Raw genomic sequence first — 15649 nt, 5'->3', positions numbered from 1 at the left:
ACCTTATACTCGGAGGCTGCCGATGGTGGCAGTTTGGGATAACACGGTCCCGTCAAACGACCGCCGGTTTACGCCGGCGGGTTGCAGAAACGGCGGCACAACGCCCGGCGCGCATTTCTCGTCACAGCCTTCAGGGGGATAATCCCGCAGCGCCACCCATCGCCGGGGCGACGAGCGGAAATCTCCCCGCCGCGACATTTTTTGTGGCTTTCCGCACTGCGGCGGTATAATGGAGGCGCCCGAGAATCCGGCCTCATCGGCACCGAACGGCGCAAGGCACCGGGTATTTTTTCCCGGACGAAATAGCCTGTTGGTCCGTGTTTCTTCTCTTTTTAGCAAGGGAGGGTGCCATGACGGATTTGCGCGAACCGAAACTCTCGGCGCAGGCCGAGCGCGAAATGCGACGCTGGGACGTCGCCCAACGAGTGGCGGAGCATCTTCTCCGGGTCGATAGCCCGCATTCCACCTCACGCGCCATCAAGGAGTACGTCGTCCTTTCGCGCGAGGCGGGCAGCGGCGCGGAGGAGGTGGCCCTGCTGATCGGGCAGCGACTGGGGTTTCCCGTGATCGACAAGGACGTCCTCAAGCTCATCGCCGAGCGCTATTGCGTGGAGCACTCCCTTCTCGAGGCCGTCGATGAAACCCGGGGCAACTGGGTCCGCGAAATCCTGGGGACCTGGCTGGATGCCCATCTCATCACCCCCGACAAGTTCCTGGTGTGTCTGCAACGGGTGGTCACGGCGGCGGCCAAACGCGAACATGCGGTGTTCGTGGGACGGGGGATCAATTTCATCCTGCCGCCGGACAAAGGGCTGTCCGTCCGCTTGGTCGCCTCCGAGCGATATCGCATCGCCCGGGTCTGCCGCGATCACCAGGTGAGCGAAAGCGAGGCGCGTCGCTTGATTCGGGAATGGGAGGCGGGACGCCGGGAGTTCGTGGCGAGGTTCTTCCACCACGACGTGGGCGACCCGCACAGCTACGATTTGGTCGTGAACGTCGATCGCTGGGGCAACGAAGGCGCCGCCGATCTCATCGCAACCGCTTTTCGTCAACGATTCGGTAGCTTGGAGACTCCCCCCGCCAGCACCGCGAATTGATCGCCTGCGCCGCGAGGACGGGGCTTGCGGTCGGCTTCCATCGGGGACCTATTCCGACAATTTGGCCCGAATCTTCTCTAGGTCGAAGACGCACCCCGACCATGGTCCGCCGCTGAATTGCTGGAGGATGGCCCAAAGCCGGGTATCCTCCGGTAAAAGCGGGTCCGGACGCAAATCGGGATGCGGCGACCGGGCGGCCAGTTTCGCCGCAGCAATCTCCGGCGACCATTCTTCGTCCCCCTCGCCCACCACGTCGAGCGTTCCCTCCAAGCGACGCGTGTCGATGCGGATGCGAATCCGGTCGCCGTCGCGAAGCTTTCCCACCGGACCGCCGGCCAAGGCCTCCGGGGCGATCAGCCCGATGCACGCGCCCGTGCTTACGCCGGAGAACCGCGCATCGGTCAAAATGGCGCACTCGTGCCCCCACGACAGATAACGCAAGGCGGAGGTCAGTTGGTAGGTCTCCTCCATGCCGGAACCGAGCGGTCCGCGACCGATGAGTACGACGATGTCGCCCGGTCGAATGGGGCGATCCCCTTGCCCTTTCACGGCGGCCACCGCCTCCGGTTCACTGGTGAAAACGCGCGCGGGGCCGACCTTGTGGTACACGCCGTGTTCGTCCAATAGCCGCGGATCGATGGCCGTGCTTTTCACCACGGAACCGTCGGGCGCCAGATTGCCGCGCGGAAAACAGGTGGTCGAGGCGATGCCCGCCGCCCTCGCCGCATCGGGCGAGAGAATCACCTGATCCGGGGTGATGCCCGTCTCGCGGGTCAGCAGTTCCCGCAATCGAGCGCGACGAGGCGAGGCGGCCCACCAGTCCAAGTTTTCCCCTAACGTGCGACCCGTGACGGTCAAGGCTTCGGTCCGCAATAGCCCCAGATCGCGAAGGTGCAGCATCACCTCGGGCACGCCTCCCGCCAGGTACGCGAACAGCGTGGGATGGTTGGCCGGACCGTTGGGGAGCACGTCCACCAGGCGTGGCACTTGGCGATTGATCCGCTCCCAATCGTCGAGGCTGGGACGGCGGACGCCCGCGGCGAATACTACGGCGGGCAGGTGCAGAATCAGATTCGTCGAACCGCCGAAGGCTGCATGAACGACCATCGCGTTATGCAAGGCGTCCTCGGTAACGATATCCCGGACGGTGATGCCGCGCTCGGCCATCAGCATCACGGCCCGAGCGGATCGCCGTGCCAATTCCCGCCAAATACTCTGACCGGAGGGGGCCAGGGCGGCATGCGGCAACGTCAGGCCGAGGGCTTCGGCCACCACCTGCGAAGTGGCCGCCGTGCCCAAGAACTGGCAGCCTCCCCCCGGTGAGGCGCATGCATGGCAGGCGGCCAAACGGGCGGCGTCCAGGGTGATCTCTTCTCTCGCGTATCGGGCGCCCAGCGATTGGACGTAGGCCGTGTTCTCGGGACCGGTAGTGGGGAGCATCACACCGCCCGGCATGACGGCGCACGCATGGTTCGGCAGGCCCGCCAGGGCCATCATCATGGCCGGCAATCCCTTGTCGCACGAGGCGATGCCCAACACGCCCTTGGCACGGGGAATGGACCGCGCCAAGCGACGAAAGACCACGGCGGCGTCATTGCGGTAAGGCAGGCTGTCGAACATGCCGGGCGTGCCTTGCGTCCTACCGTCGCATGGATCTGAGCAATACCCGGCGTAAGGAATCGCATCCGCGCGGCGAAACTCTTCGGCGGCCTCTCGAACCGCGGCATCCAGTTCGAAATGACCGGTGTGATACCCCAAGGCGATGGGCCGTCCCGAGGAATCCCGCAATCCGCCCATCGTGCTCAGAATCACGTATTGCGGGGCGTCGGTCCGCGCGGGATCCCAGCCCATCCCCGCGTCCTGACTCATGCCGAACACGTGACCGCTCGGTTCATGCCGCAGCAATTCGTCGCTCAAGGGCAGCGTGCCGTGCGGACCGGGGCCTTGCAGGACCAAATCATCCGGCACCGCGTCGCCGTCGTTCAGCAGCGCGCGGGATCGGGCCTCGAAATCGCCGTGGGAGTCGGACATGGAAGTATTCCCCCAAGATCGAGGAATGCGGAAAGGGGGCGCGAAGCCTCCGCCTAGAACGGACGGAACCTCACATCCCCAAAGACGATTGCGGCGCGAACCCCACGATGAGGTCGCTGCGGGTCGCGATCAGTCCCAACGCAGCACGGCACCGGTGTCGGCACTGGTCGCCATGCGTGTGTATTTGGCGAGGTAACCCTTGGTGAATCGAGGCGGCGGGGCCTTCCATTCCTTGCGGCGTGCGGCCAGTTCCTCTTCGCTCAGAAGCACGTTCAGCACGCGATTGGGGATGTCGATTTCGATGATGTCGCCGGGTTGGAGCAGGCCGATGGGTCCGCCCGCGGCGGCCTCCGGGCTGACGTGGCCGATGCAGGCCCCAGCCGTCCCGCCGGAGAACCGCCCGTCGGTAATCAACGCCACCTTATCGTCCAGTTTCATGCCTTTGATGGCCGTGGTGGGGGCGAGCATTTCCTGCATGCCAGGCCCGCCCTTGGGGCCTTCGTACCGAATCACCACCACATCGCCCGCTTTGACCTTACCGTTGACGATCCCCTGATAGGCGTCGGTTTCGGATTCGAAGATGACTGCCGGTCCCTTGTGACGCAGCATTTGCGGCAACACGCCGGCGGTCTTCACCACGGCGCCCTTGGGAGCCAAGTTGCCGTAGAGAATGGCCAAGCCGCCCTCGGGACTGTAGGCGTTTTCGACTTCGCGGATGCAATCGTAGGGGTCGAATCCCAACTCTTCCTCTTTCAGTTCACGCACGTCGGCGTGCTTGCGTTCCACGCTCATGCCGCGGACGTTGCGCTCGCCGCGCGTCGTCACGGCAGCCATCACCAAAGCCTCTTCCGCCGCCGTCTCGCTCCGGATGTCGTACTCGGCGATATTCTCGCCCAAGGTCTTTCCGGTCACCGTGGGGCAGTCGAGGTTCAGCAGACCGGGCCGCCCTCGCTCCAAGGTTCCCAGAATCGTGTGGATCCCGCCGGAATTGTGGACGTCCTCCACGTGGTAGTGACTGCTGGGGGCCACGCGGCAGATGTTCGGAGTGCGGCGGCTCAAATCGTCGATACGGTGGATGTCGTATTCGATGCCCGCCTCCCGCGCAATAGCCAGCATGTGCAAGACCGTGTTCGTGCTTCCGCCCATCGCCATGTCCAATACCATGGCATTGTCCACGGACTGCGTGGTGACGATTTCCCGCGGCAGGATCCCGCGACCGGGACCGTGCTTCTCGAACTCCAACACCATTTGCACGATCCGTTCGGCGGCGCGACGGAAAAGCCGCTTACGCTCGGCGCTGGTGGCCACCAGCGTGCCGTTGCCGGGCAGGGCCATCCCCAAGGCCTCGCATAGGCAATTCATGCTGTTGGCGGTAAACATTCCCGAGCACGAACCGCAGGTGGGGCAACCGGCCTTTTCCAATTCCAGCAATTCCTCTTCGCTGATCTTTCCATCCTGCCGTGCCGCCGCCGCAACGAACACGTCGATCAAATCGACCTTGCGCCCGTCGGGAAGGCGCCCCGCCTCCATGGGACCGCCGCTGACGAAGATCGTGGGAATGTTGCAGCGCATGGCGGCCATCAACATGCCGGGCACGATCTTGTCGCAATTCGGGATGCAGATCATGCCGTCGAAGCAATGGGCTTCGATCATGGTCTCCACGGAGTCCGCAATCAATTCCCGACTGGGAAGCGAATACTTCATGCCCGTGTGCCCCATCGCGATGCCGTCGTCCACGCCGATGGTATTGAAGACAAAGGGCACGCCGCCCGCTGCGCGAACGCATTCCTTGACGAACTTTCCCACCTCATCCAGGTGAACATGCCCGGGAATGATATCGACGTAGCTGTTGCAAACGGCGATGAACGGCTTGCGGAAATCGTCGTCCTGAACGCCGGTGGCGCGTAGAAGGCTACGATGCGGCGCGCGGGCCGCCCCCAGTTTGACTTGATCGGAACGCATGGCGAAAGTCCTATCTTGGAAAACACGCGAGACCGAGCCGACGGGACCGACAACGGTGAGAACGGGCCGCCCCCGAAATGGCTTTTTTGAACGTCTGCTGAGACGCGCCTTCTTCCGCCGGGGAAGTTCGGCCGCGCAAACAGCCCTATATTGTAGAACCCTGGACAGGCAGCGGCCAGAACCGCCGCCGACCTGTCCCCACTATTCGGCCTCGGTGGAGAAGGCCTCGAGCAGGGCGGTAAGTGCTTTCCTAGCCGCGAGTTTGAATCGCCTCGCCAACTATCAGCCGACGAAAAACACGCTACAAGGCTTGGGATGGTCGCTGCTGCACCACAATCCGTCGGCGGATCGTCGTGCCTTGGGTTTGCGTGTGCGCGGTGCACGTGAGCTCACGACTCGCGCTGATTGTATGAACGGCAAGAATGAGCCGCCGGCGTAAGTCGGCGGTGGGGGCACTGCGCATGCATTGTGATTGCGGGGCTTCGCGGCGTACATCCACCCCGGGATCCACCTCGGGCTGACGCCCGAGGCTCTATCTGGAACCTGCGTAAGGAATGGTCCATCCCGCACCGAGAGAGGTCACAGTTCGCATCCGGTACGATTAATCCTGATGCCTCGCCACTACGCCGCCGTGCCGTGGCGGTCCGCGAACGTCTGCTGCGGTGTTCCTCTCGTCTCGCCATTCTTCGGTCCCGCCCGCCGGGCAAGCCTCGTTCTCAATTACCTTTCAATTACAAACCGCAATGGCGGACTGCCATGCCGGCATGAAAGGATTGTGCAGAGGGTACTTGTGACATTGTGCGATCACAACCGCAGTGCTAAGGCGAAGATTTCCCAGGCTTGAGGTAAAATCTTTCCAAGATGCGGATCGCCGGATCGTCTTCATGGGTAAAGGGCTTTGCCTGACAGGGAAGGCAAAGACGCATACGCCGGTTTCGGAGTCCTTTTTTCAGAGAGGGGATGAATCCATGATGTTCTGGAACAAGCAGACAGACATGTGGCGGTGGATCATTGTGGCAGCGGCGGTTTTGGTGGTTGGCAGCCTCGGAGTCACAACCACGTGGAGTTACATTAAGACCACCTGGAGAGGGGTTGGGAAAGAGATTCGCGATGCCACGCCGATCGCTTTCGACCTCGAGAGACTGAACGGAGAGCTTAAGGATTTGGAACCGGAAATCCGCCGCAATCAGGGAGTGGTGGCTGAACTGGAAGTGGATGTGGAAAACTTAGAGAAGTACGTCGCTCAGGCAAAACAGGAGCTTTCTCGGGAAGAAGCGGAGATGATGAAGCTTCGCGAGGCTTTGAGGGAAGATAAATCGGAATATGTGTTTGGCGGGCAAACGTACAAGCGGAGCGAGGTGGAGGCCGACCTGACCAAGCGACTTGACCGCTACGAAGCCCGTAAAGCCGAAGTGAGTGCCAGGGAACAGCTTCTCAAGGAGCGGCGTCGCAACCTGGATGCGGCGGTGAAGAAGGTCAACGAGTACCGCCGACAATACGATCAACTGAGCACGCAAGCCGAATCGCTGGCGGCCCAATTGAAGACGTTGGAGACGGCTCAGGCGGTAGGGACGGTGGGAATCGACGCTTCCCGACTGAGTCGGGCCAAAGAGTTGGCTCAGGAGATCGAACGACGGATCAAGGTGGGGCAACGGGTCCTGGATTCTCAGCAAAAGGTCGACAGCGGCATTCCGGTGGACGCCGACACCCGAACCGCTACCGAACGGTTTGATGAGATGTTTGGCGATCGTGCCGGATCCGCGGCGGAATAGCGGTCGAGCCGCTTCACTGAGCAAACTCGATCTTGCAGCGTGCGACGGGGATCGACCAAGACGATCCCCGTCGCTTAATGCCAGTGCCAAGGAAGCGAGTGGAAACCATGCAGCCATTCGGGATGGGATTGTTTCTGTTGCCGCTGCTCCTCGGGATGATGCGAGTTGCCGTCAGTCAAGAGGTTTCCAAGCTATCCGAGGCAGTGGCCGCATCCGTGGACGCCTCGACCATGCGTGGGCGGAGCGATTCCGAGGAACTTGGCCGGCGACATGAATCGGGAGACGTTGCGGCGAGCGAGGAGTCGGACGTCCGGAACGTCGTGGTCGGCAGCGGTCCGTGCCCCGGTCGAACGGAGACCGAAGCCCGGGAAGAGGCGGCGGCGCGGGCTGATCGCAAGATGGCGGAAGCCTTGCAGGAATTGGCTCGCGAGCGAACGGGGATGCGGCTATCCGATCGCCAAGCGTGGTTGGAGTGGGATTGGCTGTTAAGGCAACCGGGGGTCGAGCAGGACATTAGGCAATCCTGCGACGCCAAGGAATATGGCCCGGTCGCCACTCAGGAAATCCGCCTATCGCTCCCTCGGCAGGTGTTGACGGAATGGACGGACCGTCTCAAGCAAGCGGCGATGCTTCGCCGGCAAGCGCAATTGTTCGGGGGCATCGGAACGATTTTCCTCGCGGTGGCGGCCCTGCTTACCATCCTGGTCTTGGACCGGCGGACCGGCGGGTACTATCGGGGTTGGGTGGTATCGATCGTCTGTCTCGGCTTCGGGCTTCTAACAGGCGCCGTTTGGGTCTGGCTTCTCTGGGCATTTTGAATTCATGGGCTTGGGAGAGTCGCGATCATGAGTTGGTTGGATCCGACGGAATGCACGGCGGCCCGGGACTTTCTTCGGCAGGGACGGCCCATCGAAGCGGCGAAGGTCTTGCTGGAGAGCAGGAATCGCGAACATCGCGCAGTAAGACGGCTTTTGGGTGAGGTGGGGTTTGCGTTGGTCGCCAAGGCCGAGGGAGAGTTCGAAGCCGGGACCTGGGCGGCGGCTCAATCCACCCTACGACTGGCCGCCGAGTGCGCCGCTTTGGATCAGCGAGGCCTGGCGCTTCACGCACGCATCGAAGAAGCCTTGGCCGAAAAAGAACGGATGGAAAGGGCGCGCGAGGTGGAGCGAGCCAAAGTCTTGCTCAAGATCGAAGAGGCGTGCCGACTCGCGGCCTCCGGGGAGTTTGCCGCCGCCTTGCGAACGCTGGAGTCGCTGCCGGCGGATGACGCTCGCGAAACGATTCAAGAGATTCGGCTTACGGAAGAACGTTTTAGCGACGCCCTGGACAGGTGCCGCGAGGCCGTTGTCGCCCGAGATGCCGGCCTAGCCAGGCATTACTGGGAACTGATTAAGCAGTTGTGCCCTCAGTGCCCCGAGATCAAGCGTTTGGCCGGGGAAATCGCCCGCGCCGCGTCCCCGGACGCCGGATCGGCGGGTCGCGCAAGGCCGGTTTCCGATCGCCGGGATCGCTTTCTTGTCGAAGACGATACCCTCGTTTTGCTGAGTGATGAAATTGCCATAGGGGCTCCCCACGCCGAAAACGTCCAACTCCCCGTTTTGGGGCGAGTTCACCGGCGGCACGCGGTGTTATGCCGCGACCGCTCGGGTTGGCGGATTCTGCCCTGCCGCGACCGGCACGGAAGACCCTGTCCCCTGCGAGTCAACGGCAAAAACATTAGTACCGACGCCGGCTTGCAAAACGGTGACCGGGTTGAATTAGGGGACCGACATCGCCCGTGGATATTTCGACTGCCCGTGCCGAACTCGTGGACGGCGATTTGGGAGGCGAGTGCGGAATCCGAAGCCGGAATCTTCCGTCCGTCGGGACACGCCCTGAAACGCGCGATCTTCCTGGCCGATGAACTGCGAATTCAACCCCTTGCACCGGCGCATCTGCTAATCAAGAATGTCGCGTGTTCCGGCGTCGTCCTGCGTTGGCAACCGCAGGGTTTGGAGTGGGAGATTGAAGGGGGGCAAGGCTGGTTGGAATCGCCCGGCGTTACCATAGCGTCGGACGACCGAGCGGTCTACCTGCCCGGACGGTTGGTGGTTGAATCCCAGTGGGACGAAGCGGAACGACTGGGACGAATGCTGGTAAATGCCCACGCCGGAGAAAGAACGACATTGAAATTCGACCTCTGGAACGCATGAATCACTCAGCGGAAACTCACCGTGACCGACCCCGAAGCCCTGCAGGAACTGACCCGCGCCTTGGAGGATAACCGACCGCGATTATTGAGCTATATTGTCCGCGGGTTTCCCCGTCTGGCGGACGAGGCGGAAGATATTCTCCATCAAGTCTGGCTGGAGGCCCGCCGTCGGATCGAGGACGACGGGTTTCAACCGCGAACCACCTGGGAGGCTTGGCTGCGAACGATCGTCCGCAGTCGAGCGATCGATCGTTTGCGGGTCTTGGAGCGACAAGTGTTTCTCTCGTGGCAAGTCCGTGGAAACGGCGTTTCCGGCGACCTGCCAAGGCCCGAGCCTGAGTCGCCGCATCCTTCTCCCTCTCGTGAAATCGCCGAACAAGAGCGTCGCCAACGGCAAGGATTGCTGCTCAGCGAAGTTCTGGCCGAGTTTTGCCGCTGGTGCGAAAAGAAGTCTGCGAAGTCGGGCGAAGCTCAACGTGCGGCGCTCAAAGAGGCCTATGAAAGATCTTTGCGTGGGCAAAGCCCCGCCGAGATTGCCGCCGCAATGGGGGTTTCCCCCAACGCTGTTTACCAATGGTTGCATCAGGCCCGCGAATGGGTCCGCCAACGAATCACCCAAAAGGATATCGACCGTTCGGTCTTCTTGACGCTCTATGGGGCGAGGGACGAACGATGAGCAAAGAGCACGCCCCCGATCCTCCTCAGCTCAACAGCCTGGGGCAGGTAGTTCGCTGGGTGATTGACGAATTGGGAGCGATGTGCCCCTCCCCTGAACGATTGGCGGCGTATTTGGCGAATCCTCGCGATCCTGCACTGGCCGATGTCCGCTACCACGTGGAGGACGCCGCTTGTCCGATCTGCCGTGCGGAACGCGACATGTACCGTCAAGGCGGCGCTTGAAGCACCTCGCTGGAGCGCTTCTCCGCTCGACGTGGATATTCCAAAAATCTCGCGTTATTATCAAACAAGTGTTTTCATTCGCCGGGGCTGACCGCCGACCGCACGGACTCTGCACACGGAGCGGCAACCTACACCCGCCCGTAGAATTGTCAGGGGCGCTTTGCGATGGACGACGTGGTGCGGGCGTTTTTAGAAAACGAGCAGCAACTTCGGCCGATCAAGCGCCTGGGGGTGGGCGGATTTGCCGAAGCCTGGCAGGTGGAGTCCCCCAGCGGGGTCCGCTCGGCGGTGAAGGTCTCCCTGCGACCGATCAACGAGAAGAATCCCGCCCTCAAAAAGGAACTGGATAACCTCAAGCTCGTCAAAGCCATCTCCGGCCACCCGCACATTGTGAGCCTGCTGGACTATTGGGTGGTGACCGATTACCTGGTGACGCGCTGGGAATTGGCCACAGGCGGCGACCTGTTGCGATTGTGGGAACGGCACCGCGAGGAGGGGCAGGCCGGGATCCCGGTCGGGCAACTTCTCAAGCTCATGTGGGACGCGGCGGACGGTTTGGACTTTCTGCACGGGCAGGGGATCTATCACCGGGATATCAAGCCGCAGAATCTCCTGCTGTTCCACGGTCGCGTGAAGTTGGGGGACTTGGGACTGGCGAAACTGGCGGGTGCGAGCACGGCGTCGCACACGGGTTCGGGGACGTTCGGTTATTTGCCGCCGGAGGCCTGGGAGGATCACCGCCTGGCGCCGAGCGTGGACCTGTATTCGTTGGCGGCGACGTACCTCAAACTTCGGACCGGCAACGAACCGTTCGGCGACAAGCCGGGGGAACTGTTCCAGCGACAAAAGCGCGGCGAACCGAGCTTGGACGGTCTGCAAGAGGCGGAAAAAAAGCTCCTGCTGGCCGCTCTTCACCCTGATCCGGAAAAACGCTTTTCCGAAAAAGCGCAGAGTTGGGTTCGAATTTTGTACCAGAGGCTTTTGTCCCCGGGCCGCCCATCGCAGGGCCGAACGAACCGGGAGGCCAATTCCGGAGTGACTGCAACGGAAAGCTCTTCCGCCGAGGAGAGGCGAAAGCGGGTTGTGCTTGCTGCCGATGGAACCGGCGACGCAGCGACGCTGGAAGAGGCCTTGGCCCAGTGCTCGGTTGGAGGAACGATCGAGATCCACCAGGGTGTCTATCGCCTGCAACGACCGCTGGAAATCACGCAGGCGGTGACGTTGATCGGGGCGGGCATGACCAACACGCGGGTGATCTGCGACGGCGAAGGATTTGTGATCAAGTACTCGGGCCAGGGAACCTTTCATGCCGAGGGAATCAGTTTCGAGCACATTGGCGGGACGCCTGCGAATGTCTGTGTCGTGGAGTCCGGGCAGATCCATTTCGAGGACTGTCGTTTTCAAGGTGGAAAAAATCCACAGTCTTCCGACGATAAGACTACAGAACAAGACAAGCTGATATTTTGCGGCCTCCGAATCAATGGCAAAACGGCGGGATGGGTTCGAGAGTGCCATTTTGTTGAGAATGATGCAGGGATCGCGGTCGGCGACCTTGCGGAGCCAACGCTGGAACGGAATACGTGCCAAAGCAACAAGGTCGGCATCCTGTATTCAGATAAATCTCAGGGCACGGCGCGGAACAATGTGTGTCGGCAGAATGAGTACCATGGAATCGGAGTAGCGGATTCTGCGTCACCCTTATTGGAAGGAAACACGTGCGAGGCCAACAAAAGATGCGGTATCTACTACTGGGAGAACGGCCAGGGAACGGCGCAGAATAATGTGTGTCGGCAGAACGAGTGGCTTGGAATCCAAGTCCGGGGTTCCGCGTCACCCTTACTCGAAGGAAACACGTGCGAGGCCAACAAAGAATCCGGCATCGTTTACTGTGACAATGCACACGGGACAGCGCGGAACAATGTGTGTTGGCAAAATGAGTGGCATGGAATCCGCGTCCGGGATTCGGCGTTCCCCTTACTCGAAGGAAACAGGTGCGAGGCGAACAAACGATCCGGTATCCTGTACTGGGAGAATGCGCAAGGAACGGCGCGGAAGAATGTGTGTCGTAATAATGGGGTACAGGACATCGTGGTCCAGGACAACGCCAAACCAACGCTTGAAGAAAACGACACAAACAGTTCGGCAACCAACCCTCAAGGGTGTCTCGTGAGCCTATTGGCCGTCATTATCGTTGTCGTATTGTCACTGATCGGCGGGGTATCGCGACTGTGAGGGTGGTTTTCTTCACCCAATGACGGGCATAGCCTGTTCGTGCCCCTTGGGGGGATTGCCGCGGGGCGAATCAGGTCAAGCGATCGGGATCGAAGAGGAGCGGGAAGAATTGGCCGCCCATCAGTTCGCCGGTCGGAATCGGCGGTACGCCCACCAGGTGCGGTCGATCCGACGCGGACCGCACGCCGTCGCGGAAGACGTTGATGACCACCGCGCGGCGGGGTCGATCGGTGCGATTCTCGTAGGAACCGTGTACCGTCATACCGTCGTGGAAGGCGGCGTAGCCCTGCTTCAATTCGGCCGCGACGGGCCGGAAAGCCGCCTTTTGCTCGGGCGTCAAAACGGTTTGGATAGCCTCCATGTCGCCCGCCAGACCGGTCATGGGCAAGAGTGGCCAGCGGTGGCTTCCCGGTACGTAGTGCAGGCAACCGTTGTCCACCGTGGCGTCATCCAGGCCGATCCAGCACGTCAAGTGGGCCATGGGCTGGGTCCGCGTCCAATACGAGTAATCTTGGTGCCATGCCACCACGCCGCCGTGCCGCGGCGGTTTCCAAAAGATTTGGTCGTGCCAGAACCGCACCGGGCCGCCCAGCAACTGAGAGGCGGGCACCAAGAACGCCGGATTCCAAAGGAGGTCGTGCAGGCCGGACGCGATCCGCCATCCGCCCAGGGCATGAAACAGGACCGTGTCCGGGTCGGTCGACTCGTTGGAGTGGAACTCGTAGAAGAGGGAGTGGCCGGGGTGCTTGGGGTCCGACAAATCTTCCAACTCCCTGCGCAAGGCCTCCACTTGCTCGTCGTTCAACAGGCGAATGCCGGTCACGAACCCGTCGCGACGGAAGGCTTCGACCTGCTCCGCGGAGAGCTTGTAGCGATCCCAATCCTCGCGGGAGGCGGGACGCGGAAACAACGCACCGACCGGTTCGTGACGTAACGACAGGTCTTGGATCATGGCGGAATACCCCGAACTTCCCGACATTGCCTGAGCGAGGCCGGTCTCATCGCGACGACATGGCTTACGCGTATTGCCGAGGCCGCGGACAGACCGGGCGGGACACGTCGGGAAATTCTATTGGCCTGCGCTCAACGGTCAAGGTGCGCCCAATCACTTGCGATTAGGGTTCCAGAACGATTTTCCCGACCAAATCGCCCCGACCGCCCAGCGTGTTTTCCTCCTGAATGCGATGGGCCTCCGCCGCCTGGTCGAGCTTAAGGGACCGACCGATGACGGCGCGCAACTTGCCTTCCGATAACCAGCGATTGATGTCGGTCGCGCAGTGCTGCTGTTCGGCGGGCGGTGCGTTGAACATGGCGAAGCCGAACATCTTGCAGTCCTTCACGTAGAAGGGACCGACGGGAAAGCTCGGCTTGGATTCGCGTCCCGCCATGACGACGATCCGTCCGCGCGGGGCGAGCATGGGCACGATCAATTCGAAATTCTGTTCCCGCAGGGTCTCGTACCAAACGTCGATCCCCTTGGGAGCCAACCGCCGCAGGGCCTCGGCCTCATCTTCTTCGCGATACGGCACGACCTCATCGGCCCCCAATTGTCGGCACAATTCGGCCTTCTCCGGACTGCCGGCGGAGGTGATGACTCGGGCGCCGACGATCTTGGCCATCTGCACGACGCACGACCCAACGCCGCCCGTTCCGCCGTGGACGTACAACGTCTCGCCCGCCTGCAAGCGCGCGTCGCGAAACAGCCCCAGGTGGGCGGTGATGCCGACCAAGGCGAGCGCCGCCGCCTCGCGATCGGAGACTTCATAGGGGGTGGGATAGAGCCATTCCTCGTCCGCCAAGGCGTATTCCGCGAACGTCCCTTGCCGTCCCAAGAGTCCTTGATTCGATCCCCACACGCGTTCGCCGGGGCGAAATCGGGTGACTTCCGGTCCGACCGCCTCCACGGTGCCCGCCACGTCGCAACCCAAGATGTACGGGCGAGGTAAGGGCATGGCCACCGTGCCGGCCCGCAGGTAGGTGTCGATGGGATTCACCGACACCGCCCCCACCCGAATCAAGACCTGCTTTCCAACCGGCGACGGTTTGGGCAAGTCTCCGTAACGAATCGACTCCGGCGGGCCGGGTTGTTCGATATATGCCGCTTTCATGCTCCATGAACCTCCTGAGTTCGCGCTGCGGTGTTGGACTGGTCGAGGCTTCCCGTTCCCTGCCCCGCGGCAAGAGAGCGGGCGACCGATCGATTCGTTCGATCGCCGATATTATACGCACCGCCTTCGTGCCGGGTGGAAAAGGATCGGCTCAAGCGGCAGAGGCGTCGGACGGTTCGCGACCGCTCCAGTACCGCGCCAACATGGTGCCCGTAAACATGCACAAGAACGTGTAACACGCGCACGGGATGGCGGCTTGGGGCATGTCGGGAAACAATTGCAGCGTCAAAACGGTACCCAAGCCGGCGTTCTGCATGCCGACCTCCAGGGTCAACGCGCGGCGCATGGAGTTCGGCAATCCGACGGCGCGACCCGCCCACCAACCCGACAGATAGCCGCCCAGATTGATCACGGGCAGGGCCGCGGCGAGAGGCAGCGTCACTTGCTCCAATCGGTCGCGGTTGATGGCCGTCACCACGGCGATGATCCAGAGGATGGTCGTGTTGGCGACCAGGCCGCCCAGCAATTCCGCAAGCCTCCGCCAATGGGTCGACACGTGGGCGAGGAGCGATCCCGCGGCGACGGGCAAGACGACCGTCGTTAACAGTTCTACGCCGGTTCCGACCACGGGAAAGGGCGCGACCCGACCCACCGTCAACCACATTGCCGCGGGGACCACCAAGGGCGACAACAGCGTGGCGCTGGTCGTCAAGCTGACGGAATAGCTCACGTGTCCTCGCGCCAACAAGGTGCACACGTTGGAGGCCATGGCGCCGGGCACGCATCCGACCATCAAGACGCCGATCAAGAACGGTCCGTCCAGGGCCAGGCCGCGACCCACCAGGTAGGCCAACAGCGGCATGGTCCCGTACTGCACGGCGGTCCCGAACAAGACCCAGGGCCAGCGCCGCACGACCTCCATCCACGCGCTGCGCGGCAAGAGGGATCCGATGGCCAGCATCGTGGCGGCGATCCACCAGCGGAGTCGGCCCTGCGAGGCGACGAAGGGATCCCCCCAGGTCGCAAGCGGTTGGCTCGGCCAGAAAAAGGCGACGGCACACAACGCCACGAGCCACACGACCAGGCCGCGTTCCAAGACCCGACCGACGACACGGATCGCCCTCGCGATGTAGGATTTCGACACGATGGATCTCCCCTCGCCGGCCGCCCTCGGTGCACCGCCTGCCCGGATGCAATTTAGGCTGGATGCATGCAGGGCACGCCGCGGACCGCAACGAGCCATCATACCAGCGTGCGTTCGTTTGCCGCCAGCACTCTCCCCGGGGATGCCCCTGGAGCCGCCGGCGTTGGCTGGTGGTGAAAAAAACCTAGAGCCACCAGCGTAAGCTGGTGGTG

Annotated in this window: 12 protein-coding genes; 7 read left to right on the top strand and 5 right to left on the bottom strand. The window is 62.2% G+C overall.

Annotation, left to right across the window (positions count from 1 at the left end):
• Positions 1 to 350: 350 nt before the first annotated feature.
• The gene (locus tag ACYQ6J_RS05790; protein WP_460183250.1) at positions 351 to 1097 is read left to right on the top strand and encodes a cytidylate kinase-like family protein; all 747 of its coding nucleotides are present in this window, start codon (positions 351 to 353) and stop codon (positions 1095 to 1097) included.
• 48 nt (positions 1098 to 1145) lie between these two features.
• Here ACYQ6J_RS05790 and ACYQ6J_RS05785 read toward each other — a convergent pair whose 3' ends face one another.
• Positions 1146 to 3128 carry a YjhG/YagF family D-xylonate dehydratase gene (locus ACYQ6J_RS05785; protein WP_460183249.1) on the bottom strand — a complete coding sequence of 661 codons (1983 nt, stop codon included), beginning with the start codon at positions 3126 to 3128 and terminating at the stop codon, positions 1146 to 1148.
• A gap of 129 nt (positions 3129 to 3257) precedes the next feature.
• Positions 3258 to 5090 (bottom strand): dihydroxy-acid dehydratase, encoded by a 1833-nt coding sequence (gene ilvD / locus ACYQ6J_RS05780; protein ID WP_460183248.1) that lies wholly within the window; start codon positions 5088 to 5090, stop codon positions 3258 to 3260.
• 968 nt (positions 5091 to 6058) lie between these two features.
• Here ilvD and ACYQ6J_RS05775 point away from each other — a divergent pair.
• From ACYQ6J_RS05775 to ACYQ6J_RS05750, 6 genes are all read left to right on the top strand, one after another.
• Complete coding sequence (locus tag ACYQ6J_RS05775; RefSeq protein ID WP_460183247.1) at positions 6059 to 6862, top strand: hypothetical protein; 804 nt, start codon at positions 6059 to 6061, stop codon at positions 6860 to 6862.
• A gap of 107 nt (positions 6863 to 6969) precedes the next feature.
• A complete protein-coding gene (locus ACYQ6J_RS05770; protein WP_460183246.1) occupies positions 6970 to 7680 on the top strand; it encodes a hypothetical protein in 711 nt (236 codons plus the stop codon).
• 27 nt (positions 7681 to 7707) lie between these two features.
• Complete coding sequence (locus ACYQ6J_RS05765) at positions 7708 to 9054, top strand: FHA domain-containing protein (protein ID WP_460183245.1); 1347 nt, start codon at positions 7708 to 7710, stop codon at positions 9052 to 9054.
• A gap of 21 nt (positions 9055 to 9075) precedes the next feature.
• Complete coding sequence (locus tag ACYQ6J_RS05760) at positions 9076 to 9729, top strand: RNA polymerase sigma factor (protein ID WP_460183244.1); 654 nt, start codon at positions 9076 to 9078, stop codon at positions 9727 to 9729.
• On the top strand, positions 9726 to 9953 hold the full coding sequence (locus ACYQ6J_RS05755) for a hypothetical protein (RefSeq protein WP_460183243.1): 228 nt from the start codon (positions 9726 to 9728) through the stop codon (positions 9951 to 9953). The genes ACYQ6J_RS05760 and ACYQ6J_RS05755 overlap by 4 nt, the downstream gene beginning before the upstream one ends.
• Positions 9954 to 10118: 165 nt before the next feature.
• Positions 10119 to 12185, top strand: coding sequence for a protein kinase domain-containing protein (locus ACYQ6J_RS05750; RefSeq protein WP_460183242.1), 2067 nt, complete (start codon positions 10119 to 10121; stop codon positions 12183 to 12185).
• A gap of 70 nt (positions 12186 to 12255) precedes the next feature.
• Here ACYQ6J_RS05750 and ACYQ6J_RS05745 read toward each other — a convergent pair whose 3' ends face one another.
• The 3 genes from ACYQ6J_RS05745 to ACYQ6J_RS05735 all read right to left on the bottom strand — a co-directional run bounded on the left by ACYQ6J_RS05745 (position 12256) and on the right by ACYQ6J_RS05735 (position 15437).
• Positions 12256 to 13137 carry a phytanoyl-CoA dioxygenase family protein gene (locus ACYQ6J_RS05745; RefSeq protein ID WP_460183241.1) on the bottom strand — a complete coding sequence of 294 codons (882 nt, stop codon included), beginning with the start codon at positions 13135 to 13137 and terminating at the stop codon, positions 12256 to 12258.
• 163 nt (positions 13138 to 13300) lie between these two features.
• Positions 13301 to 14293, bottom strand: a complete 993-nt coding sequence (locus ACYQ6J_RS05740) for an NADPH:quinone reductase (protein ID WP_460183240.1) — start codon at positions 14291 to 14293, stop codon at positions 13301 to 13303.
• Positions 14294 to 14444: 151 nt separating this feature from the next.
• The gene (locus ACYQ6J_RS05735) at positions 14445 to 15437 is read right to left on the bottom strand and encodes a bile acid:sodium symporter family protein (protein WP_460183239.1); all 993 of its coding nucleotides are present in this window, start codon (positions 15435 to 15437) and stop codon (positions 14445 to 14447) included.
• Positions 15438 to 15649: the final 212 nt, after the last annotated feature.

This window comes from Thermopirellula anaerolimosa (assembly GCF_054657335.1).
The sequence above is the reverse complement of the archived record's forward strand: the minus strand, read 5'-3'. Positions and strand labels throughout refer to the sequence as shown.

What these genes read in the sequence shown, in the direction of transcription:
- ACYQ6J_RS05790 (WP_460183250.1), top strand. Translation starts at nt 351, where the DNA reads ATGACGGATTTGCGCGAACCGAAACTCTCGGCGCAGGCCGAGCGCGAA.
- ACYQ6J_RS05785 (WP_460183249.1), bottom strand. Translation starts at nt 3,128, where the DNA reads ATGTCCGACTCCCACGGCGATTTCGAGGCCCGATCCCGCGCGCTGCTG.
- ilvD (WP_460183248.1), bottom strand. Translation starts at nt 5,090, where the DNA reads ATGCGTTCCGATCAAGTCAAACTGGGGGCGGCCCGCGCGCCGCATCGT.
- ACYQ6J_RS05775 (WP_460183247.1), top strand. Translation starts at nt 6,059, where the DNA reads ATGATGTTCTGGAACAAGCAGACAGACATGTGGCGGTGGATCATTGTG.
- ACYQ6J_RS05770 (WP_460183246.1), top strand. Translation starts at nt 6,970, where the DNA reads ATGCAGCCATTCGGGATGGGATTGTTTCTGTTGCCGCTGCTCCTCGGG.
- ACYQ6J_RS05765 (WP_460183245.1), top strand. Translation starts at nt 7,708, where the DNA reads ATGAGTTGGTTGGATCCGACGGAATGCACGGCGGCCCGGGACTTTCTT.
- ACYQ6J_RS05755 (WP_460183243.1), top strand. Translation starts at nt 9,726, where the DNA reads ATGAGCAAAGAGCACGCCCCCGATCCTCCTCAGCTCAACAGCCTGGGG.
- ACYQ6J_RS05750 (WP_460183242.1), top strand. Translation starts at nt 10,119, where the DNA reads ATGGACGACGTGGTGCGGGCGTTTTTAGAAAACGAGCAGCAACTTCGG.
- ACYQ6J_RS05745 (WP_460183241.1), bottom strand. Translation starts at nt 13,137, where the DNA reads ATGATCCAAGACCTGTCGTTACGTCACGAACCGGTCGGTGCGTTGTTT.
- ACYQ6J_RS05740 (WP_460183240.1), bottom strand. Translation starts at nt 14,293, where the DNA reads ATGAAAGCGGCATATATCGAACAACCCGGCCCGCCGGAGTCGATTCGT.